Genomic DNA, 25,238 nt, shown 5'->3' with positions numbered 1-25,238 from the left:
ACGGAGTCACCCGATCAGCCTGACCAGCGTCGAGGGCTGAGCTCCCGCCGGGTCGACGGGGATCACCCGCAGCTCGATCGTGTGCTTCCCGGCCCCGAGCCTGCCCAGTTCCAGTCCCACCGTGTACTCGCCGCCCAGCCCCGGCCCCTCGCGCGCGGTCGGCACGCTCGCCGCGAGTCCGCCGTCGATCCGCAGCTGGAACCCGGCCACGCCCGCGACGGACCCGGTGGCGCCCTCGGCGGCGATCCCGTCCAGCGCGACCGCCAGCACCACCCTCCTGGCCCCCAGCGCCACGTCCAGCGCCACGGGCCGGTCGTCCTGGTCCCGGACCTCCACGGACCCCAATGGCGGCTCGTCGGCCCGTCCTGGCCCCCTGGGGACGGTCTGCGGGCTCGGTGGCCCGTCCACTGTGGAATCGATCTCCAGGTAGCTCGACCGCACGGTGCCCTTCGCCGTGTGCGCGCCGGGCACCCGCAGCACGAACGGCGTCAGCGAGTCCGGTCCGTCAGCGGCCAGCAGGTCCGGCGGCACCTCCGCGACCACGGTGATCGCCGTGCCCAGCCGCGCCACCCCGTCGACGACCGGAGCGGCCGCCGTCGCCACGGCGGGGATCCGCCGGTCGCCCAGCTGCACGACCAGCGCGGCGGGGTCGGCCGGTCCGGCGAACGCGACGGTGGCGCGCATCCGGGCGGCGGTGGCGCCGCGCAGCGGGGCGCGGGACACGCCGATACCGGGCGCCGGGTCCTGGACGTCGAGCACCTCGCGGGTGGCCGGTGTCGTCGGGACCTCGACGACGGTCCGCACGTCCGTCCGCGGCCCGCTGAACCCGGCCGCGTCCAGCCGCACCCGGCTCTCCCGCCCCTGCGGGCCGCGCACTCCGATGAGGACGGTCGCCTCCCGCCACGTCGGCACCGCGCCGGACGCCCCGATCTCGCCGCCGTCCTGGAGCACGCGCACGCCGGTCGTCGTCACGAGCACGTCGATCCGGTGCAGCACACCGGTTCCGCGCCGCGGGGACCCCGGTGAACTGGGGTCGGCCGCGGTCGGCACGTCCGGCCCGGTCAGCACGCGGGCGCCGCTGTCGCCGACCACGACCCGGACGGCGCCCGCGGGCAGCGCGGGGTCGGCGACCTCGGTGGACCCGATCTGGTCCGGCCCGCCGGGCACCAGGTCCACGGTCAGCAGACCGCGCGAGCCCGCCGCGTCGGTGATCACCCCGACCCGTCCCAGCACACCGTCCACATCGGACAGCCCGAGCGGGCGGCGGGCCCGCAGCACGGCGGAATCGGCGCCGCAGTTCATCGCCACGACCAGCCGCCCGCCCGCCGTGCCGGTGTTCACGCACCCCCGGTAGCCGTCGAGGTGCCAGAGCGACCCCGTCCGGCGGGGATCGGTGCTGGCCGGGTCGTCGAAGTCGTCGAGCAGGCCGGTCAGCCCACCGCGCCAGTCACCGTCGTCGCCGGTCCGGCCCACGGCGTCCGTCCACGGCGAACGGCGGCCGAACGCGTCGACCGTGCGGACGCCGATCCGGTAGTCGGTGCCCGCGGCCAGCCCGTCGAGGTCGACCTCCGGGCTCGCCACCCGGCGGGTGCGCGGCTCCTCGCCGTCGCGGTGCCAGGTGATCTCGTACCCGGCCGCGCCGGAGGGGTCTGCCCGACCGGGCAGCGCCGAGCCCCAGGCGACCCGGATCCGGGCGGGGCCACCGAACACCGCCACCTCGGCGGGCGCGGAAGGGGGCTCGCGGGGGCCGGTGACGAGAAGGTAGGGCGCGCTGAAATCGGGCACGACGACGGGCTGGGGCGGCGGGTCCGATTGGGCTTGGCGAAGGGCGACGACGATGCCCGCCAGGACGGCGAGACCCGCCATCGCCGTGGCGAGCCGCCGTCGCGGAGTCATCTCGCAAGGCTAAGCCGAGTTCACCTGGCCGAGGGATACAACTCGCTAAACGTACGCACGTATTGTGATCGCGCTATCACAGTAGGCACTCGATCCGAAAATCGTTCGGGTGACCTCTGAACGAGTGGTGTGACCTGCTGAAATGACGCTAGGTGTGTAACTAGTTCCGTGTTACGTGGTTTATAAGTTATCAAGTCAAACATAACGCCGCGTTGCGTTATGGTCACGAGCACCTTGGCTGTGGTGACTGCAACCCTCCTCATCGCCTAGGTTCCGGCCAACCCTCAGGAGAGGGGATTAAGCGCGGACGGCGGAGATCTCGCTGCCGCCAAGAGCTTGGATTGAGGAGGGACATCACGTGCGTAAGCACTCAGTGAAGTCCGCAGCAATCGTTGTCGGTGTTCTGCTCGTCGCAGGAGCATGCGGCACGAACAAGACCGAGACCGGTGCTTCCGGTGGTGCCTGCGACACGTCCAAGGGCACCCTGTCGATCGGCGTGATCGCCCCGCAGTCGGGTGGTCTGTCGGCGCTTGGACTCGGCATCAAGAACTCGTCCCAGCTCGCCGTGGACGAGGCGAACGAGAAGTGCACCGTCAAGGGCTACAAGCTGGTCGTCGACACCCAGGACGACGAGGCCAACCCCGCCAAGGGCGCCCAGGCCGCCACGAAGCTGTCGTCCGACCCGAACGTCGTCGGTGTCGTCGGCACGCTGAACTCGTCCGTCGCGCAGACCGTGCAGCCGATCCTCTCCCAGAAGAAGATCGTCCAGGTCTCGCCCGCGAACACGAACCCGACGCTGACCCGCGGCGAGGCCTTCGCGACCGCCCCGAAGCGCGCGTTCGACACGTACTTCCGCGTCTGCGCCACCGATGAGCTCCAGGGGCCGTTCGCGGCCAACTACCTGGTGACCAAGGCGGGCAAGAAGAAGATCGCGATCATCACCGACGGCAAGACCTACGGTGAGGGCCTCGCGGCCGAGTTCTCCAAGCAGGCGACCAAGAACGGCGCGACCATCGTCGCGACCGAGAAGGTCGGCGAGAAGGACACCGACTTCGCGGGCGTCATCGCGAAGATCGCGGCCTCCGCGCCGGACGCCCTGTACTACGGCGGCGAGTACCCGCAGGCGGCCCCGCTGAGCAAGCAGATGAAGGGCTCCGGCCTCAACATCCCGCTCATGGGCGGCGACGGCATCTACGACGACAAGTACATCAGCCTCGGCGGCGGTGACGGCGACCTCGCGACCTCGGTCGGCGCCCCCACCGACAAGCTGGACAGCGCGAAGGCCTTCGTCGACGCGTACAACAAGAAGGGCTACAAGGACGCCTACGGCGCCTACGGCGCCTTCTCCTACGACGCCGCGAACGCCATCATCGGCAGCCTGGCGACCACCCTCAACGGTGGCGACTGGGCCGAGGGCAAGCGGGCCGACCTGCTGAAGGCCGTCGGCACCTACAGCGGCACCGGCGCGACCGGTGGCATCAAGTTCGACGAGTACGGCGACAGCACCAACAAGGTCCTGACGGTGTACCAGATCACCGGTGGCAAGTGGAACGCCGCGGAGACCGGCGAGTTCACCGGCTGAGCACGACTACTGATCGTTTGACGTCAGATGCGGTGGGGGCGGGCAGTTCTGCCCGCCCCCGCTGTCTACGGAGGTAGAGGTAGTCGTGTCAACCCTGCTTCAACAGCTGGCCAACGGGGTGGTGCAGGGCGCGTTGATCGCGCTCATCGCCCTCGGGTACACGATGGTGTACGGCATCATCCAGCTGATCAACTTCGCGCACGGTGAAGTCTTCATGGTCGGCGCCTACGGCGGCCTGGCGACCTACACCTGGATCGTCCCGGACGCCGTCAAGGACGTCTGGTACGTCTCCCTCCCGATCGTGCTCATCGGCGGTGTCGCGGTAAGCGTCGCGATCGCACTGCTGATGGAGCGCTTCGCCTACCGCCCGTTGCGGAACGCCCCAAGACTCGCACCGCTGATCACCGCTCTCGGTGTCTCGGTGTTCCTCCAGGAGTTCGTGCGCAACTTCTACCCGAACGCCACCGCGGCCCTGCCCTTCCCCGGTGTGTTCGTCCAAGGACAGCTCGTCATCGGACCGATCCGCGTCGGTTGGAGCGGAATCCTGCTGATCGGCGTCTCGGTCCTGCTCTCCATCGCGCTGCAGACCTACATCAACCGGTCCCGCATGGGCCGCGCGATGCGGGCCACGGCGCAGGACCCGGACACCGCCAAGCTCATGGGTGTCAACCCCGACCGGGTGATCGTGCTGACGTTCGTCCTCGGCGCGGCCCTCGCGGGTGTGGCGGGTGTCCTCTTCGGCACCTACCTGAACAACATCAACACCGACATGGGCTTCCAGACCGGTATCTTCGCCTTCACCGCGGCGGTGCTGGGCGGCGTCGGCAGCATCCGCGGCGCGGTCGTCGGAGCGTTCATCATCGGTCTGGTGAAGACCCTCGCCGGGCAGTACATGCCCGGTGGGACGCAGTACGACTACGTCTGGATCTTCGTCGTGCTCATCCTGGTGCTGGTCTTCCGGCCGCAGGGCCTGTTCGGTGAGCCGGAAAGGGTGCGCGCGTGAGCAAGATCGCCAACACAGTGAAGCCCATCGCGCGTCCACTCGTCATCGCCGGTGGTGTGCTGCTGATCGTGGCCGCGCTCCTGCCTTGGGTGACGTTCGCGCTGAACTCGGGCAAGTACCCGGACCTGGCGACGCTCCAGTTCTTCGACGCGCCGTTCCAGGTCACCGGTTTCCGGTGGCACGTGCTGCTGCTCGGCGTGCTGGTGCTGATCGCGACCTTCGCGCCGATCCCCAGCAAGGGCCGGGTGATCAGGTCGCTCGGCTGGGGTGGCCTCGCCGTCGCGCTGATCAACTCGATCTTCATCACCTCCGAGGGCGGCGGCCTCGGGGCCATCACCGCCGCCGACGGCAACGTCGCGTTCGGCGGGATCGTCGGGATCGTCGCGGGCATCGCGGTGATCCTCGGCGGCACCGGGATCGGCATCGAACTCCCGGCCAAGTGGGACTTCAAGGTCTCCAGGCCGCTGGCCTACCTCGTCCTCGTGGTGACCTTCGCCGCCGTGCTGTTCGCCGTCGCCCAGACGCTGACCGCCGGTGGCCAGGGTGGTCCGGCCAACCCGTACGCGGGCGGCCAGTTCCTCTCCTTCCTCGGGTTCGCGGCCGGTCTGCTGATCGCGCTCAACGGCATCGGCCTGATCGGCTGGATCTCGGCCTTGTCGGAGAAGCACCGGATCTTCAGCATCGTCGTCCTGCTGGCCTGCGCGCTGCTGCTGCCGTTCACCAACGCCGGATCCGAGTACTGGATGACGGTCGCGGCGAACATCGGCATCTACGCCGCCACCGCGATCGGCCTCAACATCGTGGTCGGCCTCGCCGGCCTGCTCGACCTCGGCTACGTGGCGTTCATGGGCATCGGCGCGGTCGTCGCGGCGAACCTGTCCGGCGCCGCGGCGTCCAAGGTCGGCATCGACCTGCCGTTCCCGGTCGCCGCCGTCATCGCGGCGATCATCGCGGGCATCTTCGGCGCCATCGTCGGCTCGCCGACGCTGCGCGTGCGCGGTGACTACCTGGCGATCGTGACGCTGGCCTTCGGTGAGATCTTCACCAGGTCCGCGCAGAACAACATCGGCGGGCTCACCAACGGCGCCAACGCCATCCCCGGCGTGCCGCCGCTGGACCTGTTCGGCAAGGAGTTCAACGAGTCCTTGTCGATCGGCTCGGTCGAGCTGCCCGCGGGTGTCCTGTACTACGTCCTGATCGTGCTGCTCGTCGCGGGCGTGATGGCGATCTTCGCGAACCTCAAGTTCAGCCGCATCGGCCGGGCCTGGATCGCGATCCGCGAGGACGAGGACGCCGCCCGCGCGATGGGCATCAAGACCGGCAAGGCGAAGATCCTCGCCTTCCTGGTCGGCGCCACGCTCGCCGGCCTGGCGGGCGCGGTGTTCGCGCACAAGAACGGCACCGTCTCCTACGAGAGCTTCAAGTTCCTGGAGTCGGTCACCCTGCTCGCCGCGGTCATCCTCGGCGGCATGGGCTCGATTCCCGGCGCGGTGCTGGGAGCGTCGCTGCTGTTCGTGCTGCCCGAGAAGCTGCGCGAGTTCAGCGACTACCGCCTGATGATCTTCGGTCTCGCCCTGGTGCTGATCATGCGGTTCCGACCGCAGGGTCTCGTGCCGGACCGCCACCGCAGGGCCGAACTCGCTGGTGAGGATGTCGGCGGGGTTCCGGTCGACGAGGTGCACGAGCACGACACGAAGGGGGCCAAGGCGTGAGCACGCCAGTCCTGGAAGCGCGCGACGTCTCGATGGTCTTCGGTGGCCTGAAGGCGTTGCAGAACGTGTCGCTGAAGCTCGACGAGGGCAAGGTCGTCGGTCTCATCGGCCCCAACGGCGCCGGCAAGACCACGTTCTTCAACTGCCTCACCGGCCTCTACACGCCGACCACGGGCAGCGTGCTGCTCAAGGGCGACGTGCTGCCCGGCGACCCCGCGAAGGTCACCACCGCGGGCGTGGCCCGCACGTTCCAGAACATCCGGCTGTTCCCCAGCATGACCGTGCTGGAGAACGTCATGGTGGGACGGCACGTGCGGATGAAGCAGGGGCCGCTGGCCTCGATCTTCCACGGTCCGGGGTACCAGAAGGGCGAGCGGGCCGCGCGCGAGCGCTCCACCGAGCTGCTGGAGTTCGTGAACCTCGCGGGCATCGAGGACGAACTGGCCCGCAACCTGCCCTACGGCGACCAGCGCCGCCTGGAGATCGCCCGCGCGCTGGCGACCGACCCGGCCGTGCTGCTGCTGGACGAGCCGACCGCGGGCATGAACCCGCAGGAGACCGAGGCCACGCGGCAGCTGATCCTGGCCATCCGCGAGACCGGTGTCTCCGTGGTCGTGATCGAGCACGACATCAAGTTCATCTTCAGCCTGTGCGACTCGGTCTCCGTGCTCGTGCAGGGCCAGCTGCTGGTCGAGGGCAGCCCCGAGGTCGTGCGTCGTGACCCGCGGGTCATCGAGGCCTACCTCGGCAAGCCCCCGGACGAGGTCGAGGCCGAGGTGCAGGCGATCGTCGAGGAGACGCGCCACCACGGCGACGACTCCGCGCCCACCACCGCGCTCCCGGTCGTGACCGATCCCAAGCCGGAAGGGGAGCAGGCATGAGCGCGCTCCTTGAGGTCCGCAACCTCAGCGTCGCCTACGGCGCGATCGAAGCCGTCCGCGACATCTCGTTCACCGTCGAGGCCGGTCACATCGTCAGCCTCATCGGCAGCAACGGCGCGGGCAAGACGACGACCCTGCGGACCATCTCCGGTCTGCTGCGGCCGACGGGCGGCGAGATCCTGTTCGAGGGCAAGGCGATCCACGACCAGCCCGCCCACACCATCCTCGGCAGCGGGCTCGCCCACTGCCCGGAGGGTCGGCGGCTGTTCCCGCGGATGACCGTGGAGGAGAACCTCCAGCTCGGCGCCTACGTCCGCAAGGACGACGGCGTCGAGGCGGACATGCAGAACGTGTACGAGTTGTTCCCCGTGCTCGGCGAGCGCAGGCACAACAAGGCCGGTCTGTTCTCCGGTGGCGAGCAGCAGATGCTCGCCATCGGCCGCGCGATGATGTCCAAGCCGAAGCTGCTGATGCTCGACGAGCCCTCCATGGGCCTCTCGCCGATCATGACCCAGCTGATCTTCGACACCATCAAGGAACTGCAGAAGCAGGGCACCACGATCCTGCTCGTCGAGCAGAACGCGCTGGCCGCCCTCGCCCTGTCCGACCAGGGTTACGTGATCGACCTCGGTCAGACCACGCTCAGCGGCCCCGGCCGCGAGCTGCTGGCCGACGAGCGCGTCCGCGCCGCCTACCTCGGCGAGGACTAGCCCGAGGCCGTGCCCGGTGCCCCGCCCTCCACCCGGAGGGCGGGGCACCGGCGTCTTCCCCGTACCCGCCGGTACCGCGAGTCCTGTGTGGAACCCTGGGCGGGGTGAACCCCTTCCTGGACCCGTGGTGGGCCACGCCCGCGGAGGGCCTCACCCAGGGCGCGGTCTTCGCCCTGCTGGCCGTCGCCTGCGCCGGACCCTCCCGCCGCGTCGACCTCAGCCCTATCGGGGCTTTCACCCTCGGGCTGTACGCCTCCTCCGTGGTGCACCTGGCCCTCGGCTTCCGACCCGGCCCCACACCGGACGTGCACCCGGCCCTCCTCGTCGGGTGCCTGGCCCTCGGCCTGTTCGCCGCACTGGCCGTCGCCGTCCCGCTCACGGCCGCCCGTTGGCCGTTCCTCCTCGGCGCGGCCGTCCTGGTCGTCGTCCACCTGGGAGCGCGGCTGCTCCGCGGCGACACCCCCGAACCGGCGATCCGCCTGTTCCGCCCGCACGAGCTGCTACCCGGCGTGGACGACGTCCAACTGCTCGTCATCGTCGTGGCAGCACTCGCCCTGGCCCTGCGTTCCCACGTGCCCCCGATCGCCGTGAACGGCGCGCTCGCGGGCGTGGCCGGGTTCCTGTACCTGCTCAAGGTCCCCGGCTCGGCCTGGTACCTCACGGGCGTCCTGGTGGGCGTCTACGCCCTCACCGCCGCCGTCCTGGGCCTCGGCGCGCGCGCCACGATCGCCGTCGCGCTGGCGCTCGGCCTGGTCCAGGTGTGCTTCGAGTCCGTCGTCGGCGCCCGCTGGTGGCTCCCGTTCGCCGCCGCGCTGCTGTTCGCCGCCATCGCGTTCCGGCTGCTCCGGGGCCGTTTCCGGAAGGCGCCCGCGCCCGCTCTCGCCTAGGCGGGCTCGCCCGGTGGCCGCTCGCGCAGGATGCAGGTCAGCCGGGCCGTGCACACGGCCTTGCCCGCCTCGTCCGACACCGCGATCTGGAACGTCGCCGTGCTCCGCCCCACGTGCAGCGGCGTGCACACGCCCGTCACCAGGCCCTCCCGCGCCGCGCGGTGGTGCGTGCACGACAGTTCCAGGCCGAGCGCCACCCGATCGGGCGCGGCGTGCATCGCGGCGGCGACGGACCCGAGGGTCTCGGCGAGGCTGGCGGTGGCGCCCCCGTGGAGCAGGCCGTAGGGCTGGCGGTTGCCCGCGACCGGCATGGTGCCGACCACGCGGTTCGGGTCCCAGTCGGTGATGACGATGCCCAGCTTGGTGGTGAGCTGCTCGTCGGCGAGGTCCAGGTTCAGACCGGGGAGGCCGTTGGGCGTGGGTGGGACGTGGGCGGTCACCGGGCTACCTCCGGGCGGTTCGAAACTGTCGGTGCCCCACCCTAGACTCGGCCCGTGAGCACTTCCGACGCACCGCGCCTGCTGCTGATCGACGGTCACTCCATGGCCTACCGCGCGTTCTTCGCGCTGCCCAAGGAGAACTTCCAGACCAACACGGGGCAGACCACGAACGCGGTCTACGGGTTCACGTCGATGCTCATCAACCTGCTCCGCGACGAGGCGCCCACGCACGTCGCGGTGATGTTCGACGTCTCGCGCAAGACGTTCCGCAGCGAGGCGTTCGCCGACTACAAGGCGAACCGGAGCAAGTCGCCGGACGAGTTCAAGGGTCAGGTCAGCCTGATCAAGGACGTGCTGGAGACGCTGTCGGTCGTGACCATGTCGAAGGACAACTTCGAGGCGGACGACCTGATCGCGACGCTGACCACGCAGGCGGTGGCGGAGGGCTTCAAGGTCGCGATCTGCACCGGCGACCGCGACGCGTTGCAGCTGGTCAACGACTCGGTGACCGTGTTGTACCCGGTCAAGGGCGTGTCCGAGATGGCGCGGTTCACCCCCGAGCTGGTGCTGGAGAAGTACGGGGTCACCGCCGAGCAGTACCCGGACTTCGCGGCGCTGCGCGGCGACCCGTCGGACAACCTGCCGAAGATCCCCGGCGTCGGCGAGAAGACGATCACCAAGTGGATCCAGCAGTTCGGCTCGCTCAACGGGCTGATCGACCGGGTGGACGAGGTCAAGGGCAAGGCGGGCGAGGCGCTGCGGGACAACCTCACCAACGTGATGCTGAACCGGCACCTCACCGAGCTGGTGCGCGACGTCGAGCTGCCGCTGGGTCCGGCCGACCTGGAGAAGAAGGCGTGGGACCGCGAGGCGGTGCACCGCCTGTTCGACGAGCTGGAGTTCCGCGTGCTGCGGGACCGGCTGTTCGCGACCCTCCCGGCGGAGGAGCCGGAGGCCGAGGAGGGCTTCGAGGTCAACGGCGGCGCGGTCCCGTCCGGCCTGCTCGCCGGGTGGCTCGACGAGTACGCGCGCGGGTCGCGGATCGGCATCGCGTTCCGCGAGAGCGGCGGCGACCTGGAGGGCGTCGCGTTCGCGTCGGCCACCGGCGACGGCGGGTACGTCGAGGTCGCGGGGCTGGTCGAGGAGGACGAGCGGGCACTGGCCGCGTGGCTGGCCGACGAGTCCGTGAAGAAGGCGGGCCACGAGCTGAAGCTGCCGCTGCGCAAGGTCCGCGCGCGCGGCTGGAAGCTGCGGGGCCTGACCAGCGACACCGGTCTGGCCGCCTACCTCGTGCGCCCCGGCCAGCGGTCGTTCGCGCTCGACGACCTGGCGATCCGGTACCTGCACCGCGAGCTGCGCGCCGAGGAGGTCGCCGACACCCAGCTGTCGCTGCTGGTCGACGAGGAGGAAGAACTCCAGAAGGCCGCGAACGGCACGATCCTGCGCGCCCGCGCGGTCGCCCAGCTCGCCGACGCCCTCGACGAGCAGCTGGTCGGCATCGGCGGCGCCGATCTGCTGGCCGAGCTGGAACTGCCGCTGATGGTCGTGCTCGACGAGGTCGAGGCGGTCGGCATCGCGATCGACTCCGAGCACCTCGCCACGCTGGAGGCGCACTTCGCGGCGGGCGTGAAGCAGGCGGCGCAGGACGCGTACGCGGTCATCGGCAAGGAGATCAACCTCGGCTCGCCCAAGCAGCTCCAGGTGGTGCTGTTCGACGAGCTGGACATGCCGAAGACCAAGAAGACCAAGACCGGCTTCACCACGGACGCCGAGGCGCTCCAGGACCTGTTCGAGAAGACCCAGCACCCGTTCCTCCAGCACCTGCTGTCGCACCGGGACGTCACGCGGCTGAAGTCCACCGTGGACGGTCTGCTGAAGTCCATCGCGGACGACGGCCGCATCCACACCACGTTCCACCAGACCATCGCGGCCACCGGTCGGCTGTCGTCGACCGACCCGAACCTGCAGAACATCCCGATCCGCACGGACGAGGGCAGGCGCATCCGCGAGGCGTTCGTCGTCGGCGGCGGCTACGCCGAGCTGATGACGGCCGACTACAGCCAGATCGAGATGCGGATCATGGCCCACCTGTCGGAGGACGCCGGGCTGATCGAGGCGTTCAACAGCGGCGAGGACCTGCACACCTACGTGGCCGCGCAGGCGTTCTCGGTGCCGACGACCGAGGTCAGCGCCGAGATGCGCCGCCGGGTCAAGGCCATGTCGTACGGGTTGGCCTACGGGCTGTCGGTGTACGGGCTGGCGCAGCAGCTCCGGATCCCGGCGGAGGAGGCGCGGGAGCAGATGGACGCTTACTTCTCGCGGTTCGGCGGCGTGCGGGACTACCTCCAGCGGCTGGTCGTGCAGGCGAGCAAGGACGGGTACACGGAGACCATCCTCGGCCGCCGCCGCTACCTGCCGGACCTGAACAGCGACAACCGCCAGCGGCGCGAGATGGCCGAGCGGATGGCGCTGAACGCGCCGATCCAGGGCTCGGCCGCCGACATCATCAAGGTGGCCATGCTCGGGGTGTACCGCGCCTTGGAGGAGGCGGGCTTGAGGACCCGGATGTTGTTGCAGGTGCACGACGAACTGGTGCTCGAGGTAGCCGAGGGCGAACGGGAAGCCGTCGAGGCACTCGTGCGCGAACACATGGGCAACGCCTACCGGCTCTCCGTACCCCTCGAGGTCTCCATCGGCCTCGGCCACTCCTGGGACGCCGCCGCCCACTAACCGCGAGTCGAACGCTCAGGCACCCCGTGTCGAACGCTCAGACACCCTGAGCCGACCGCTCGGGCGTTACGGGACGGATGGCCCGCCGATCCGCCCCCTGATGAGACGCACTGTCGCAGTTGCGACGTGTCGCGGTTCTGCCGGCTAGTTCCGGTGACCACGGCCTCGACGGTCAGCAAGCTGTGCCGCATGTACCGAACTTGGAAGTTCGCCACCGTCGTGCTGGCGGTGGGCGCGGTGCTCGGCACGGCCGCTGTTGCACCCGCCTCGGCGGGGCAGGTGGATGTGGAGTCGGTCGCGCGGCAGTGGCAGTCGATGGGGCCGAACGCGGGCAGCGGCGATCTCGCGTTCACGCGGGCGAAGGCGTCGCGGCTGTACGTGCTGACGTCGACCGGGCGAAATGTGCACCGGACCGACGACCGCGGCCGCACCTGGGCGCCGCCGGTGGCGCTCGACCTGGGCGCGGCGAACGGGCGGCAGATCGCGGCTGATCCGCGGGACGCGGACCTGGTGTACGTGGCCGTCGCGCCGCAGGGCGGGGACCACGGTTCCGTGCTGCGCAGCCGGGACGCGGGGCGGACGTTCCGGACGGTGCTGGAGACGCCCGCCGGGTTCACGAGCCTGGTGGTGTCCGAGACCGGCCAGTCCGTGTTCGCCGGTGGTGACGACGGCGTCCACGTCAGCACCGACCGCGGGTCGCACTGGAAGCTGATCCCCGGTTCCCCGAAGGGCGTGCGGCAGCTCGGCCTCGACAACCGCGACCTGTACGTCGGCATCGGGTCGGGTGTCCACCTGGTCGAGAACGCGGTGGGCAAGCCGGGAGTGGCGAAGAAGCTGCCGGTCGACGTGGCCGTGGACACGATGTCGGTGAGCGGCAAGGTGGTCGTGGCCGCGGGCATCTTCAGCGGTGCCTTCCTCTCCACGGACCACGGCCGCACGTGGCGCAAGCCGACCGGGTCGTGGGGTGCGCACGACGCGGTGCCGTTCGTCGGGGTCGCGCCGTCCGGTGACGTCCAGGTGCAGACGATCGAGGGCTCGCCCGACGGCACCGGCCGGAAGGCGTTGTGGGTCAGCAAGGACCTCGGCCGCACGTGGACGGCGAAGCCCGCGACCGAGAAGGTCGACGTGTACACCGAGGTCGGCGCGTTCCCGGACCGGCCGGACGTGCAGGTCGTCGCCGCGTCGGCCGGCATCTTCACCACGCGGGACTCGGTGGACTTCGACCGGATCGGCATCCCCGACACGGGGGTGAACGCGCTGGCCGTCAGCGGGTCCGCGCTGATCGCGGGAACGCCGACCGGCAGCTACCGGTCGACCGCCCCGCTGCGGCGGACCCTCCCGGCGGGCTACCAGGACTGGGGCTGGACCGGGAAGGTGCCGGACACCATCGGCAACACCGTCAGCTCGCTGGAAGCGTTGCCGGGCAAGGGGAACGGCGTCCTGCGGACGCGCAACACCTACTGCCCCGGCGAGTGCTTCGCGGTGGAGCGCTCCGCCGACGGCGGGCTGATGTGGCAGCGGACGGCGGAGTTCCCCGGCAACTCGCGGTCGGTGGTGGTCGACCCGCGCGACCCGGCGAACGTCTACACCGGCGCGTACCTGGCACCCGCCGTGTACTCCAGCACCGATGGCGGGGCGAGCTTCACGCCGCGCCACGACGACGTGCTGGCGGGCGTGAACGCGGTGGCGGTCGACCCCACCCGGCCCGTCGGTTCGGTGTGGATCGCCGACGTGCGGGGCCTGTACCTGAGCACCGGCGCCGACCTGCCGATCGGCAAGGCGTTCGACGGCCGCGTCGAGGCGGTGGCGGTGGACCCCGCCGACCCGGAGCACGTGGTCGCGGTCGGCGACGGGCTGCTCAAGGTCAGCTACGACGCCGGGAAGTCGTTCGCCGACGGCGTCGGAGCACCGGGGCTGTACTACACGTCCGTCGTGTTCGGACGGGACGGCGCGGTGTTCGCCGGGACGCGGGACTGGACCGTGGTGGCGCAGGGCGTGCAGCGCAGCACCGACGGCGGCCGGCACTGGAAGGCGCTGCCGACCCAGCCCGCGGACCGCGAGGTGCGCACGGTGCTGGTGTCGCCGGACGGCGCGTGGCTGTTCGCGGGCACGATGGCCAGCGGCGTGCACCGACTCGCCCTGCGCTGACCGGGGTCACCCCGGCGCGAGCCACCCGGCGTCGTCGGCGAGCCAGCCGAGCTCGTTGATCCGCCACGCGAGGTGCATCCGGCTCTGCGCGTCCGCCCGCTGCATCAGCTCCTGGAGCCTGCGCTGGACGGTCCGCTGGCTGACCCGCAGCTGGGTGGCGATCGCCTTGTCGCTGATCCCGGCGAGCAGCAGTGACAGCAGCTGCCGCTCGTCCGGGGTCAGCGGCACGTCGGCGCCGCCCGCGTCGTCGCCGATCCGCAGCGGGATCGCCCGTTCCCAGTAGCTCTCGAACAGGGCGACGAGCGCGCTGAGCAGGCTGCTCTGCATCACCAGCGCCGCGGTCGGCTCGCCGGTGGCGTCGTCGGTGACCAGCGGGCACAGCGCGATCGACCGGTCGGCGATGGCCAGCCGCACGGGCAGCGTCGGCAGCGACCGGCCGACGAGCCCGGCGCGGATCGAGTCGACGACCTCGGCCAGCTCGCCGGGCTCCTCCAGCAGCGCCGTCTCGAACACCGCCCGGTAGCGGACGCCGCGGGCCAGCGCCGCGGCCTCCTCGTCGTTCTCCGGCGAGGTCATCGCGATGGGCGCCTTGCGGCAGAACCAGACCACCTCCTCGCGGGCCTCGCGCTGCATGCTCAGCAGCCGGTGGCGGATCGCCTCGGCGCCGGTCACCACGTCGACCAGCCGCGCCGAGTCCCGCCGCCGCGCGCCGCCCCGGTACTCGTCGGCGAGCTGCGACACCGCCGCGCGCGCCCGCTCCAGCTCCGCCTGCCCCTTGACCAGCATCGGCCCGAGCAGCACGTCCGGCGGCGCCGCCGTGTACCACCTGCCGGTGCGGGTCACGAGCCCCTTGGCCAGCAGCGCCGACAGCGTCGACACGGCCTCCGTCCGTCCGATCCCGACGGACGCGGCGATGACGTCCGCGTCGCCGCGGTAGCCGCTGACGACGGCCCGGTAGACCCGTTCCTCGGCCGGATCGAGCCCGAGTGCTCCCAGCACGGCCCCTCCCTTCGCCCGAGGTCACAGTACGTTCGGGAGATGATCGCCCTGGAACGGCGGGATCACCTCGGGCGCAGGACCTCCGGGAGTCGCACGGCGTCCGGCGCGAGCCGCAGCGCCCGCAGCGCGACCGGCGCCGCCTCGCCGAGCAGGCCGACGCCGATCGACAACGTGATCGGCCGCGCGTCGGTGTAGGGGCCCGCCGTGTAGCCGACGACCGCGTTGACCGCGATCGACACGCCCCAGTAGGCGAACGTCCGGCCGGTGTAGCGCTGCCACAGCGCGCCGTCGCGGGTGAACACCACCACCGACGAGCCGCGCAGCACGCCCATCGCCAGCCCGACCAGCGAGCCGACCACCAGCCACAGCACGTCCACCGCGCCCAGGTGGCCTGCCTTCGTCAACGCGTACCCGCCCAGTCCGAGCAGCACCAGCGGCGGCCCTGCCAGGTCCCGTGCGTTCAGCGGCTCCCCGATGGCCCGGCGGACCACCACCGCCACCACGGCACCGGCGATCAGCAACCACGTGATCATGACTCCCCTTTCGTAGCACGACCGTGCTACTTAAATTAGCATGGCCATGCTAAAAAGGGGAGTGCCCAGGATCGTGGACCCGGAAGCCCGCCGTTCCGCCGTCGTGGACGCCCTGTTCCGCGTCGTCCGGCGGGAGGGGGTCGAACAGGCGTCGCTGCGCAACGTGGCGGAGGAGGCCGGGTTGGCCATCGGGTCGGTCCGGCACTACTTCGACAGCCACGACGAGCTGCTGGTGTTCGCGCTGCGCGAGCTGGAGGACCGCGTCGAGGTCCGGATTCGGGCAGGTGCCGAGCGGATCCTCGCGGCGGAGTCGTCGGCCGAACGGCGACCGCTCGTCGAGGCGCTGCTGGGGGAGCTGCTGCCGCTCGACGCCGACCGCCGCGACGAGGCGGTGATCTGGCTGGCCTTCGTGACCGCCGCGCGCACCCGTCCGTCGCTGCGGCCGTCGGCGCTGCGGCTGCACGAGGGGCTGCGGATGATCGTGGGCCGGATCCTGGCCCGCGCCGCCGAGTTCGGCGCCCTGCCCGACGGGATGGTCGTCGACGTCGAGACCGAACGGTTGGCCGCGCTGATCGACGGGCTCGCCGTCAACGCCGTGCTCCAGCCGGACCGGACGACGCCCGAGGTCATGGCGGCGGTGCTGCGCCGCCACCTGGACGACCTGGCAGGCTGACCCCATGCGGATCGAGATCGTCGAGGGCGACATCACGACGCAGGACGTGGACGTCGTGGTCAACGCGGCCAACTCGTCGCTGCTCGGCGGAGGCGGTGTGGACGGGGCGATCCACCGCGCGGGCGGACCGGAGATCCTGGCCGCCTGCCGCGCACTGCGCGCCGGTCACCTCGGCGGTGGGCTCCCGGTGGGCCAGGCCGTGGCGACGACCGCGGGACGGCTTCCCGCGCGTTGGGTCGTGCACACGGTCGGGCCGGTGTTCTCCGTCGAGGAGGACCGCTCGGCGCTGCTGACCGCGTGCCACCGCAACTCGCTGCTCGCCGCCGCCGAACTGGGCGCGGAGACCGTGGCGTTCCCGGCGATCTCGACCGGCGTCTACCGGTGGCCGCTGGAGTTGGCCGCGAAGATCGCCATGGCGGCCGTCCGCGAGCCGGTCGAGTCGGTGCGCCTGGTGCGGTTCGTGCTGTTCGGCGAGGCGGCCTTCCGGGTGTTCAACGAAGCCTGACCTCGGGGCGGTGGGTCACCCGCACGTCGCGGGCGGTCAGTTCGGTGCCGCAGTCGGCGCACTCGACCTTCGCGCGCACGTCGCCGCCGCAGTCGTGGTGGTGCAGGTCGAACGACGCGCCGTCCTCGGGCGCCATCCACCGCGTGCCCCAGTCGCGCAGCGCCATCATCACCGGGTAGAGGTCGCGGCCCTTGTCGGTGAGCCGGTACTCGTACCGCGTGCGCACGTCCTTGTACGCCACCCGCCGCAGGATGCCCTCGTCGACCAGTTCGGCCAGCCGGTCGGTCAGGACGCTGCGGGAGATGTCCATCGTGGACTGGAAGTCCTCGAACCTGCGGGTGCCGAGGAAGACCTGGCGCAGCAGCAGCAACGTCCAGCGCTCGCCGAGCAGGGCGGCGGGCAGGGCGATGGGGCACTGCTGGTCGGCGAGCTTCGCGTGTGCCATGTCTCCGAGAATACCCTTGCGTTCGGAAAACAGACCCAGCTATGGTCGGGGTTCTGATTCCGAACCCAGCTGAGGACGGACGTCCCGATGACCGGTCCACGCGTGCACGCGCTCGACCGCTGGAGCGCGCCCGCGGCCGTCGACGCGGTCTTCGACGGCCTGTCCGACCACAGCCGCTACCTGCGGTTCCACGCGCCGATGCCGAGGCTCACCCAGGCGTTCCGCGACCGGCTCACCGACCTCGACGGCCACAGCCACGTCGCCGTCGCCGCCGAGGTCGTGGGGCAGCCGGTCGGCATCGCCCGGCTGGTCGCGACCGGTCGCGGGCGGGCGGAGATGGCGGTCGCCGTCGTCGACCACTGGCAGCGCCGGGGTGTCGGGCGGCTGCTGCTCACCGAGCTGGCCCAGCTCGCCGGGACGCTCTGCTACACCGAGCTGCACGGCGACGTGCTGCCGGAGAACACCGCGATGGTCCGGCTCGTCCGCGGCGCCATGCCCGGCGCGCGCGCCGTCCACCAGGACGGCGTCGTCCGCTACACCTTCCCGGTGGTCTGGGCGTTCGGCGCCCCCACCCACGAGGACCTGCTCGCGGCCGTCAGCCCAGTCGCCCGATAGCGGCGACCACGAGGTCTCGGAACCGGTCCACGTCCAGCTCCACGGCCACCGGGTCGTGCAGACCCGGCGGGCGGTGAGCGCCACCCCCTCCAGCGCCTGGTTCGCGGCGGCGGTCGTGACGCCGAGCAGGTCCAACGTCGGGTCGCCCGCCGCCAGGAGGGTCGCGATCGCGTCGTCGTGCCCCGGATCGCGGTCGAGGACCACGGAATTCCCATCCGCCCGGTCCGGACGACCGGTTCTTGTCGGTGCCCGGCGGTAACCTGGCGCGGTGCCTGTGCCGGGACCGCCGCTCGGATGTCTGCTGGGACCCACCGACGCGCTGCCGCACCCGCCGAGACGGGTGCTGGTGGCCGGGACTGCGGGCGCCGGGAAGTCGACGCTGGCGGGCGGGATCGCCGCGGTGCTCGGGCTTTCCTACGTGGAGCTGGACGCGCTGTTCCACGGTCCGCAGTGGACTTGCAGGCCGGAGTTCGCCGAGGACGTGCGGAGGTTCGCGAGCGAACCGGAGTGGGTGACGGAGTACCAGTACCAGGCCGTGCGGCCGCTGCTGCTCGGCGAGGCGGACACGCTGGTGTGGCTCGACCACCCCCGGCCGTTCGTGATGCGCAGGCTGGTCGTGCGCACGGTGCGCCGCAGGCTGGTGGGCGAGCACCTGTGGAACGGCAACTACGAACCGCCGCTGCGGACCGTGTTCACCGACCGCCGCCACCTCTGGCGGTGGGCGTGGAAGTCGCACGGGCGGATGCGGGAGAAGTTGACCCAGGTACTGGCCGGGGAGCACGGGTCGCGGCTCGCGATCGTGCGGCTGCGCGGCCAGCGCGAAGTGGACAGGTGGCGCGCGGGCCCGTTGCGCCGGGCCGCCGGACTCGACGAGGAGTCGGTGCGATGAGTGAGCGGATGGCGTTGGTGCTGGGCGGAACCGGGATGCTGGCCGGGTGCGCCGGGGCGTTGGTGGCGGACGGCTGGAAGGTGGTGCTGCCCAGCCGGAGACCGCGGTTCGGGCTCGCGGCTCGGGCCGCGCTGGGGCCGCGGGGGCAGTTGCCGACGACGCGGCCACCCGCGGAACGGCCGCGGGAGGTCGCGGCCGACTGGGCGCGGCCGGAGGAGTTGGCGGAGCGGGTCCGCGCCGTGCTGGACGGGCCCGCGGGCTTGCTGGTGGCGTGGGTGCACTCGACGTACCGCGACCCGGTGCTGCGCGCCGTCGAACCGCTGCTGGCCCCGAGCGCCCCGGTGGTGGAGGTGCACGACTCGGGCGCCGTCCACCCCGTGCACGGTGTCCGTGAACCGGTCCTCGACGGCCATCCGACGCAGCAGGTGGTGCTCGGCCACGTCCGGCACGGCTCCACGACGCGGTGGTTGTCGCACGAGGAGGTGTCGGCGGGTGTGCTCGCCGCCGTGCGCCGGGCGCTGGACGGGCGGCCGCCGTCGACGCACCAGGTGGGCGAGGTCGACCGCTGGGGCTGAACCGCCGTCCCGATGGGGTGATGTGACGTCTTGGCGGTGCGCTAGCCTGCGCGCTCGGCATCAGGGGGATGTCGATTCCGGGGGATTCCATGGCATTCCAGGCCGTCCACTTCCCACGTGAGTACCGCCCCGTGGTCGGTGCCGCTCGCGCGGTGGTCGCGTTCGCCTGGATCGAGGTGGTCGGCTGGGCGGTGTGCGCGACCGGTGCGTGGGGCCTCGTCCGGTCGTGGGAGGCCAAGGCCGCCAGTCCGGAACCCGCGCTCGCGGTGCTGATCGTCGGTGGGGTGGTCCTCCTCGCCGCCGCGTTCGCCACGCTCGCCTGCTCGGTCTTCTGGCGCGGTCGGGCGCGGTGGAACGCCAAGCTCGCGGTGGGGGCGGTGTGGACGAAGCGGCGCACGGCGCCGTGGTGGATGCCCGACGTCCTGAACGCGAGTGATCCGGTGCGGCGCTCCGCGGCGCCCGCCGACCGGCCCCGCAACCCGGTGTTCGCGCTGTGGTCGTTGGGCTCCTGCACGAAGCTCCTGGTCTTCCTGGCGCTCGCGCACTTCGGCAACGACCTCTCCGGGATCGGGTACTTCCGGTTCCTGGCCCTCGCGATCACCACCGAGTCGGCCCTCGCCGTCCTCACCTCCGCCATGGCGACACTCGGGGTCCGCGCGATCACCCGCGGGCAGACCGACCCGGCGATGTTCCCCGAAGCCGTCCAGCCGGTTCAGGCCTGAGGGCCGAGACCCCGCACCAGCATCAGCACGGACTCGCGCACCTCGGCCAGCGACCGGTCGGGCTGGAACACCTGCCAGTCCAGCGCGATCACGAGCAGCGTGCCGAACAGCGCGGCGGACGCGGTGCCGACCTGAACCCCGGCGGGCAGGCGGCCCGCGTCGTGCACGCGCTGCATCTGCGCCTTCACGATCGACACGATGTCGTCGCGCAGCAGGCTCAACGTGCCGTGCCACTGGCCCGGCGTGCGCCACAGCTCGCTCACCAGCAACTGCCCGAACGCCGGGTACTCGGCGAAGAAGCCGAGCATCCCGTCGACCAGCGCGGCCAGCGCGTCCTCGGTGTCGGCCTGCTCCCCGGCCGGGCGCAGCCGCGCGGCGAGCAGGTCGACACCATGCCGCAGCAGGGCGTCGACCAGCGCGTCCTTGCTGCCGAAGTTGTAGTACACGGTGCCCTTCGCGACCCCGGCCTCGGCGGCGATCTCGTCGACGGTCACCGACGCGGCGCCGCGCTCGCCGACGAGCTTCAGCGCCGCGTCGAACAGCTTCTGCTTGGTCGGGGTGCGGCGGGTGCTCACAGCACCAGTTCCGGCTTCAGGCGCGACGGCGTCCAGACCCGCTGGCGGTAGGCGGCCAGCGTGGACAGCGCCAGCGCCCCGACGAGGTAGGCCACCAGCACCAGCGCGTCGTGGCCGACGCCCGCCAGCTCACCGCCGTACATGAGGTGGCGCAGACCGTCCACGGCGTAGCCCATCGGCAAACCGTAGTGCAGCGGGTAGAGCGGTTCCGGGATGGTCTGCCACGGGAACGTGCCGCCCGCGCTGACCAGCTGGAGGATCAGCAGCACCAGGCCGACGAACTTGCCGACCGCGCCCAGCAGCGCGTTGAGGGCGTGCAGGATCGCGACGAACGTCATCGACGTGAGGAACAGGAACGCCAGCGTGCCGACGGGGTCGCTGGGCCGGATGTCCACGACCAGCGTGACGACGGCGAACATGATGATCACCTGCGCGATGCCGAGCAGGGCGCCGGGCAGCCAGCCTCCGACCGCGACTCGCACCGCCGTCTGGCCCGCGGCCAGCGCCCGCCGCGACAGTGGTCGCAGCAGCAGGAAGAGGACGAACGCGCCGATCCACGTGGCCAGCCCGAGGAAGAACGGGGCGAGGCCCGCGCCGTAGGTGCCCGCGGCGGTCTGGCTGACGCCGCGCACGTTCACCGGGTCGCCGATGGTCTTCGCGGTCGCGTCGCGGGTGGGGTCGTCGGGGTTCGGGATCTGGCCGACGCCCTCGTTGAGGCCGTCGCGCAGCTTGGTGGTGCCGTCGACCAGTTGCTGCTCGCCGTCGCGGAGCTTGGTGGCACCGTCGCGGAGTTGCGTCGCACCGGAGGAGAGGGTGGCCGCGCCGTCGTCGAGCTTGCCGATCGCGTCGGTCAGCGCGGGCGTGGAGGCCGCGAGCTGCGCGGCACCGTCGGACACCTGCTTGGCGCCACCGGCCAACTGGCGGAGCTGCCCGGCGGCGCCCTGCACCTTGCCGTTGGCGTCGTCTACCGGCGCCTTGGCCGTGGTCAGGGCGGTCAGCACCTGCTGCACGTCCTCCTCGTCCATGCCCGCGGCCCGCAGCTTCGCCGCGATGTCGCCGTTGACCTGGTCGAGCCCGTCCACCAGCGCCTGCGCCTTGGCCGCGTATTCCTCCGCGGTCGTCGCGGCCGTGGCGTTGCCGTCGGACACCTGCTTGGCGCCGCTCGCGAGCTGCTGCGACTTCGCGGGCAGGTCCTTGGTCTGCGCGCGCAGCTGGTCCAGCCCGCCCGCGAGGGTGGCCGCGCCGTCGGCCAACGGGGTCGCGCCGTCCACGAGCTGCTGCGTGCCGGACAGCGCGGACTGCTGCGCGTCGGCGAGCTTCGTCGCGCCGTCGGCGGCCTCGACGGTCTTCTGCCGGATGGTGGAGAAGCCGAGCAGCAGCTTGTCCGCGGCCTCCTCGCCGACCTTCACCGACACCGAGCGGCGCACCTCCGTGACGACCTGGTTCGCGATCGTGCTGCCCAGGTAGTTGTTGGCGTCGTTGGTGGTCAGGGTGATCACGCCCTGGCGCGGGGTGAAGGCGCCGGGGGAGGAAAGCGCTTCCGAGAAGTCCTCGGGCAGCGTGAGCGCGAAGGTGTAGGTGCCGTCGCGGACACCCTTCTCGGCGTCGTCCTCGGACACCTCGTGCCAGTCGAACCTGGCGCCCTTGACCAGTTCGTCGGCCACGTCGCGGCCCGCGTGCAGCTGGTCGGCGCCCTTGTCGGCGACGACGAGCGCGGCGGGCACGTGCTTGAGGTTCGAGTACGGGTCCTTGTTGGCGTACAGGTAGAGCGACGCGTAGAGCAGCGGCACCAGCGCGAGCGCAAGCAGGGCGAGCTTGGGCAGCTTCCCGGAGCTGACCCGGCGCAGTTCGTTGAGCGCCATCCGGATCGCGGTCATGCCGTCTTCTCCTGAACGTCCTCGGTCTCGGCCACGACGACCGCCGCGGTGTCGGTCACGGTGTCCGCGTCGGCCGCGGTGTCGTCGACGACCTCGGCGGGTGGGGTGTTGTCCTCGCCCAGCCGGGCGGTGGGGATGTCGAGCAACCTGGCGGAGGCGGTCGTGCAGAGCACGACGACCGACAGCTCGGGGGTCACCCGGGCCTGGGCCAGCTCGAGCCAGGACTCCGGGACGCCGTGGTAGCGGTCAGGGGTGTCGAGCACGAGCGCCCGCACGCCGGGCCGGGCGGCGGCCAGTTCCAGCAGCAGCGCGCACCGCACGTCCGGGGGCACGTGCTCGAAGCGGCTGTCCGCGTACCGGTCGGCGTCGCGGTCGGCCAGCCAGTCGGCGACTGCCTTGCGGCCGCTGCGCCGCCCGATCATGGCGAGCTCCTCGCCGACGACCACGCCCAGCGAGAGCGCGGCCTCCGGCTCGTTGACGTCGGGCGCGTCCACGAGGGCGACGCGCTTGCGCAGCTCCTTGGGGTCGTCGACGCCGTCGAGCAGCACCGAGCCCGAGCCGGGCTTGAGCCTGCCGGACAGCACGAGGCCGAACGCGGTGTGACCCGTGCCGGGATCGCCCGCCACCAGGGCGAACCCGCCCGTGCCGACGAGCAGGGTGGTCGGCCGCACCAGCGGGCCGTGGGCCCCGGTGACACCGACGCGCCGGGCGTGGATCTCCACCGCTACCTCCTTTGAACTGACCAGTCAGTTCAAATAGTGGCTCGCGGGGAGGTAGCTCGCAACTCCAGGTGGTGTGACGTTCTCGGCAACCTCGCGAAACGGACTCGCGGGGCTCAGCGCAGCGCGAACGCCGGGCGCACTTCCCACACGGTCCACAGTGGACGATAACCCTGGCGCGGCCAGAACACCGAGGAGAGCGGGTTCGGCGGGTTGTAGTAGAGGTACGTGCCCACGGTGCCGAGCCGTTCGAGCTCCCGGTGCGCGAACGCCATCAGCTGCTGCCCGACGCCGGTCCCGCGCGCGCCGGGCAGCACCGACAGGCAGTTCACGTACCCCCAGCGGCCGTGCGGCAGCCGGGTCGACGTCCAGTTGCCCGGTTCCGATGCCACGACCGCGCACTCGGCCAGCGCCACCGCGATCCCGTCGCGCTCGGCCAGCCACGTCGGCCCGTTCGACGCGAGCCGGTCGCGCAGCGTGCGGCGCTTGAGCGCCACCGCCTCCGGCCGGGCGATCGTCGAGCCGACCAGCGACGAGTAGTGCAGCTCGGCCAGCGACAGCTGGAGGACCGCCTCCAGGTCGTGCGGCGTGGCCCGGCGGATCCGCAGCGTCGGCGGCGGGCCGCCGTCCCGGCCGTTCGCGGGGCGCCGCACCGCGATCGTCGACAGCGGCACCATCCCGTGGTCCAGCAGCGCCTTCGTCGCCTCGGCGTCCCGGCTCGGCCAGGTCAGCACGCACGACGAGTCCGGTTCCGCGCCCGCGGCCCTGTCCATCATCCGCCGCCACGCCCGCAGCAGCGCGTCCATCCCGCGCCCGCCCGCCCCGCCCAGCAGCGGCGTCATCTCCCACACCTCGGTGGCCGACCAGAGCCTGCTCATCGACGACGGCTCGTGGACCTGCCGGTGCACCACGCCCGCGACGCGGGTGCCGTCCGGCAGCGCCGCGGTGAGCACGTCGCCGTCCGGCGGCTCCGGCACGGCGGGGAGCATCGGGTCGATCGACGCGAACCGCGCGGACTGCGCGTCCAGCAGTCCTCGACCCACCCTCATGGCCCCAAGATTACGACTCGGGACCGCTCCCACCTGGTCAGGCCCGGACGGCGCGTCGCCCGCGGACCGGCGTCCGACGGGCCGGCGCGCCGTCCGGCCCTACCGCTTGCGGGTGCGGAAGATCGCCGTGCCGGGGAAGAGCCTGCCGCGCAGCGGGCTCCACTGGCCCCACTCGCGGTCGTGGCCCTCCGGCCACTCGGGTTCCAGCAGGTCGACCAGGTCGAGGCCCGCCTCGGCGAGCTGCCGGACGTAGTCGCCCATCGTGCGGTGGTGCTCGACGTAGGTCGCCCGGCCCGTCTCGTCGACCTCGACGTACGGCGTCCGGTCGAAGTACGACTGCGTGGCCGTCAGCCCCTCGGGGCCGGGATCGTCCGGAAAGATCCACCTGATCGGGTGAGTCACGGCGAACACCCACGGCGCGCCGGGGCGCAGCACCCGTGAAACCTCGCGCATGACGACGCCCGAGTCCGCCACGAACGGCACCGCGCCGAACGCCGAGCAGGCCGCGTCGAACGAGCCGTCCGCGAACGGCAGCTGGTCCGCGGACGCCTGGACCAGCGGGACGGCGATGCCGGTCTCGCGGTTGGCCTCGGCGGCGTGCCGGAGCATGCCCGCGGAGATGTCGAACGCGACCGGGTGCGCGCCCTGCGCGGCGAGCCACCGGGCGCACGGCGCGGACCCGCAGCCGACCTCCAGCACGAGCTTGCCCGCGACGTCCCCGAGCAGCCGCGCGTCCTCCTCGCGGACCCCTTCCGGGCACCACATGAAGTCGGCCGCGCCGAGGAAGTCGCCGTGCTCGGCGTGGTAGTCGTCGGCGTCCGCGTCCCACCAGATCCGGTTGGCCGCGCGCGACTCGTCCGCGTCCACGGGACGCTTCGCGATACCGGTCGTGCCGAGGGTCAGTTCGGCACTTGCGTGCTGGGTGGACACACTGCTCCTAACGTGTGGGTACCGGTTTGCCCGCTGGTCGCGAAGCCGCGTACGATACCGCCTGCGTAGTGGGTTAGCTCTGCCCATGATCCAGTAGCACGAAAACTGGCCTGTGGGGGTCGGGTGTGCCCGCCGCGCGAAGC

Annotated in this window: 24 protein-coding genes and 1 pseudogene; 14 read left to right on the top strand and 11 right to left on the bottom strand. The window is 71.7% G+C overall.

The features are described 5' to 3' along the window. Window positions 1–6 precede the first annotated feature (6 nt). Window positions 7–1,896, bottom strand: a complete 1,890-nt coding sequence (locus RM788_RS15050) for a fibronectin type III domain-containing protein (protein WP_315932292.1) — start codon at window positions 1,894–1,896, stop codon at window positions 7–9. Between the two features lie 358 nt (window positions 1,897–2,254). Here RM788_RS15050 and RM788_RS15045 point away from each other — a divergent pair, with 358 nt between their 5' ends. From RM788_RS15045 to RM788_RS15020, 6 genes are all read left to right on the top strand, one after another. Next, on the top strand, window positions 2,255–3,478 hold the full coding sequence (locus tag RM788_RS15045; protein ID WP_315932291.1) for a branched-chain amino acid ABC transporter substrate-binding protein: 1,224 nt from the start codon (window positions 2,255–2,257) through the stop codon (window positions 3,476–3,478). A gap of 85 nt (window positions 3,479–3,563) precedes the next feature. After that, window positions 3,564–4,481: a branched-chain amino acid ABC transporter permease gene (locus RM788_RS15040; RefSeq protein WP_315932290.1), complete on the top strand. Its 918-nt coding sequence runs from the start codon at window positions 3,564–3,566 to the stop codon at window positions 4,479–4,481. Beyond that, window positions 4,478–6,193 (top strand): branched-chain amino acid ABC transporter permease, encoded by a 1,716-nt coding sequence (locus tag RM788_RS15035; protein ID WP_315932289.1) that lies wholly within the window; start codon window positions 4,478–4,480, stop codon window positions 6,191–6,193. Before RM788_RS15040 ends, RM788_RS15035 begins: the two co-directional genes overlap by 4 nt. Further along, entirely contained in the window at window positions 6,190–7,074 is an 885-nt protein-coding gene (locus RM788_RS15030; protein WP_315932288.1) for an ABC transporter ATP-binding protein, read from the top strand. Before RM788_RS15035 ends, RM788_RS15030 begins: the two co-directional genes overlap by 4 nt. Beyond that, on the top strand, window positions 7,071–7,784 hold the full coding sequence (locus RM788_RS15025; protein WP_315932287.1) for an ABC transporter ATP-binding protein: 714 nt from the start codon (window positions 7,071–7,073) through the stop codon (window positions 7,782–7,784). Before RM788_RS15030 ends, RM788_RS15025 begins: the two co-directional genes overlap by 4 nt. A gap of 104 nt (window positions 7,785–7,888) precedes the next feature. Beyond that, complete coding sequence (locus tag RM788_RS15020; protein WP_315932286.1) at window positions 7,889–8,671, top strand: hypothetical protein; 783 nt, start codon at window positions 7,889–7,891, stop codon at window positions 8,669–8,671. On the opposite strand, the gene RM788_RS15015 is transcribed toward RM788_RS15020, so the two are convergent. After that, a complete protein-coding gene (locus RM788_RS15015) occupies window positions 8,668–9,111 on the bottom strand; it encodes a PaaI family thioesterase (protein ID WP_315932285.1) in 444 nt (147 codons plus the stop codon). The two genes, RM788_RS15020 and RM788_RS15015, sit on opposite strands and share 4 nt — an antisense overlap. Window positions 9,112–9,213: 102 nt before the next feature. Between RM788_RS15015 and polA the strand changes: the two genes are divergently transcribed. Both polA and RM788_RS15005 read left to right on the top strand, forming a co-directional pair. Beyond that, a complete protein-coding gene (gene polA, locus RM788_RS15010; RefSeq protein ID WP_399344995.1) occupies window positions 9,214–11,841 on the top strand; it encodes a DNA polymerase I in 2,628 nt (875 codons plus the stop codon). 189 nt (window positions 11,842–12,030) lie between these two features. Further along, window positions 12,031–13,989, top strand: a complete 1,959-nt coding sequence (locus RM788_RS15005; RefSeq protein WP_315932283.1) for a beta propeller repeat protein — start codon at window positions 12,031–12,033, stop codon at window positions 13,987–13,989. 6 nt (window positions 13,990–13,995) lie between these two features. Here the strand turns inward: RM788_RS15005 and RM788_RS15000 are convergent, their stop codons facing one another. Beyond that, window positions 13,996–14,988: a helix-turn-helix domain-containing protein gene (locus tag RM788_RS15000; protein ID WP_315932282.1), complete on the bottom strand. Its 993-nt coding sequence runs from the start codon at window positions 14,986–14,988 to the stop codon at window positions 13,996–13,998. A gap of 62 nt (window positions 14,989–15,050) precedes the next feature. After that, complete coding sequence (locus RM788_RS14995; protein WP_315932281.1) at window positions 15,051–15,521, bottom strand: DUF1453 domain-containing protein; 471 nt, start codon at window positions 15,519–15,521, stop codon at window positions 15,051–15,053. 73 nt (window positions 15,522–15,594) lie between these two features. Here RM788_RS14995 and RM788_RS14990 point away from each other — a divergent pair, with 73 nt between their 5' ends. Next, window positions 15,595–16,194: a TetR/AcrR family transcriptional regulator gene (locus RM788_RS14990; protein WP_315932280.1), complete on the top strand. Its 600-nt coding sequence runs from the start codon at window positions 15,595–15,597 to the stop codon at window positions 16,192–16,194. A gap of 4 nt (window positions 16,195–16,198) precedes the next feature. Further along, complete coding sequence (locus RM788_RS14985) at window positions 16,199–16,699, top strand: O-acetyl-ADP-ribose deacetylase (RefSeq protein ID WP_315932279.1); 501 nt, start codon at window positions 16,199–16,201, stop codon at window positions 16,697–16,699. Here RM788_RS14985 and RM788_RS14980 read toward each other — a convergent pair. Beyond that, the gene (locus RM788_RS14980; RefSeq protein ID WP_315932278.1) at window positions 16,686–17,144 is read right to left on the bottom strand and encodes a winged helix-turn-helix transcriptional regulator; all 459 of its coding nucleotides are present in this window, start codon (window positions 17,142–17,144) and stop codon (window positions 16,686–16,688) included. The two genes, RM788_RS14985 and RM788_RS14980, sit on opposite strands and share 14 nt — an antisense overlap. A gap of 87 nt (window positions 17,145–17,231) precedes the next feature. On the opposite strand from RM788_RS14980, the gene RM788_RS14975 reads away from it, so the two are divergent. Beyond that, window positions 17,232–17,759, top strand: coding sequence for a GNAT family N-acetyltransferase (locus tag RM788_RS14975; protein WP_315932277.1), 528 nt, complete (start codon window positions 17,232–17,234; stop codon window positions 17,757–17,759). Window positions 17,760–17,825: 66 nt separating this feature from the next. Here the strand turns inward: RM788_RS14975 and RM788_RS14970 are convergent. Next, window positions 17,826–17,963, bottom strand: a pseudogene (locus RM788_RS14970) (nucleoside hydrolase); the annotation flags it as partial. 64 nt (window positions 17,964–18,027) lie between these two features. Between RM788_RS14970 and RM788_RS14965 the strand changes: the two are divergent. From RM788_RS14965 to RM788_RS14955, 3 genes are all read left to right on the top strand, one after another. After that, the gene (locus RM788_RS14965) at window positions 18,028–18,648 is read left to right on the top strand and encodes a P-loop NTPase family protein (protein ID WP_315932275.1); all 621 of its coding nucleotides are present in this window, start codon (window positions 18,028–18,030) and stop codon (window positions 18,646–18,648) included. Further along, window positions 18,645–19,223, top strand: coding sequence for a Rossmann-fold NAD(P)-binding domain-containing protein (locus RM788_RS14960; RefSeq protein WP_315932273.1), 579 nt, complete (start codon window positions 18,645–18,647; stop codon window positions 19,221–19,223). Before RM788_RS14965 ends, RM788_RS14960 begins: the two co-directional genes overlap by 4 nt. 89 nt (window positions 19,224–19,312) lie before the next feature. Next, complete coding sequence (locus tag RM788_RS14955; protein ID WP_315932272.1) at window positions 19,313–19,945, top strand: hypothetical protein; 633 nt, start codon at window positions 19,313–19,315, stop codon at window positions 19,943–19,945. On the opposite strand, the gene RM788_RS14950 is transcribed toward RM788_RS14955, so the two are convergent. The 5 genes from RM788_RS14950 to RM788_RS14930 form a co-directional block, all read right to left on the bottom strand. After that, on the bottom strand, window positions 19,936–20,520 hold the full coding sequence (locus RM788_RS14950; RefSeq protein WP_315932271.1) for a TetR/AcrR family transcriptional regulator: 585 nt from the start codon (window positions 20,518–20,520) through the stop codon (window positions 19,936–19,938). The genes RM788_RS14955 and RM788_RS14950 overlap by 10 nt on opposite strands. Beyond that, a complete protein-coding gene (locus RM788_RS14945; protein ID WP_315932269.1) occupies window positions 20,517–22,397 on the bottom strand; it encodes a YhgE/Pip family protein in 1,881 nt (626 codons plus the stop codon). Before RM788_RS14945 ends, RM788_RS14950 begins: the two co-directional genes overlap by 4 nt. Next, entirely contained in the window at window positions 22,394–23,119 is a 726-nt protein-coding gene (locus RM788_RS14940; protein ID WP_315932268.1) for an ATP-binding cassette domain-containing protein, read from the bottom strand. The genes RM788_RS14945 and RM788_RS14940 overlap by 4 nt, the downstream gene beginning before the upstream one ends. Before the next feature lie 113 nt (window positions 23,120–23,232). Continuing rightward, window positions 23,233–24,165, bottom strand: coding sequence for a GNAT family N-acetyltransferase (locus tag RM788_RS14935; RefSeq protein ID WP_315932267.1), 933 nt, complete (start codon window positions 24,163–24,165; stop codon window positions 23,233–23,235). Between the two features lie 99 nt (window positions 24,166–24,264). Next, entirely contained in the window at window positions 24,265–25,095 is an 831-nt protein-coding gene (locus RM788_RS14930; RefSeq protein WP_315932266.1) for a class I SAM-dependent methyltransferase, read from the bottom strand. Between the last annotated feature and the right edge of the window lie 143 nt (window positions 25,096–25,238).

This window comes from Umezawaea sp. Da 62-37, assembly GCF_032460545.1.
Classification (GTDB): Bacteria; Actinomycetota; Actinomycetes; order Mycobacteriales; family Pseudonocardiaceae; genus Umezawaea.
This window is presented reverse-complemented; position numbering and strand designations above follow the sequence as displayed.

What these genes read in the sequence shown, in the direction of transcription:
- RM788_RS14935 (WP_315932267.1), bottom strand. Translation starts at nt 24,165, where the DNA reads ATGAGGGTGGGTCGAGGACTGCTGGACGCGCAGTCCGCGCGGTTCGCG.
- RM788_RS15050 (WP_315932292.1), bottom strand. Translation starts at nt 1,896, where the DNA reads ATGACTCCGCGACGGCGGCTCGCCACGGCGATGGCGGGTCTCGCCGTC.
- RM788_RS14995 (WP_315932281.1), bottom strand. Translation starts at nt 15,521, where the DNA reads ATGATCACGTGGTTGCTGATCGCCGGTGCCGTGGTGGCGGTGGTGGTC.
- RM788_RS14960 (WP_315932273.1), top strand. Translation starts at nt 18,645, where the DNA reads ATGAGTGAGCGGATGGCGTTGGTGCTGGGCGGAACCGGGATGCTGGCC.
- RM788_RS14980 (WP_315932278.1), bottom strand. Translation starts at nt 17,144, where the DNA reads ATGGCACACGCGAAGCTCGCCGACCAGCAGTGCCCCATCGCCCTGCCC.
- RM788_RS15025 (WP_315932287.1), top strand. Translation starts at nt 7,071, where the DNA reads ATGAGCGCGCTCCTTGAGGTCCGCAACCTCAGCGTCGCCTACGGCGCG.
- RM788_RS14945 (WP_315932269.1), bottom strand. Translation starts at nt 22,397, where the DNA reads ATGACCGCGATCCGGATGGCGCTCAACGAACTGCGCCGGGTCAGCTCC.
- RM788_RS14985 (WP_315932279.1), top strand. Translation starts at nt 16,199, where the DNA reads ATGCGGATCGAGATCGTCGAGGGCGACATCACGACGCAGGACGTGGAC.
- RM788_RS15005 (WP_315932283.1), top strand. Translation starts at nt 12,031, where the DNA reads ATGTACCGAACTTGGAAGTTCGCCACCGTCGTGCTGGCGGTGGGCGCG.
- RM788_RS14975 (WP_315932277.1), top strand. Translation starts at nt 17,232, where the DNA reads ATGACCGGTCCACGCGTGCACGCGCTCGACCGCTGGAGCGCGCCCGCG.
- RM788_RS14955 (WP_315932272.1), top strand. Translation starts at nt 19,313, where the DNA reads ATGGCATTCCAGGCCGTCCACTTCCCACGTGAGTACCGCCCCGTGGTC.
- polA (WP_399344995.1), top strand. Translation starts at nt 9,214, where the DNA reads ATGGCCTACCGCGCGTTCTTCGCGCTGCCCAAGGAGAACTTCCAGACC.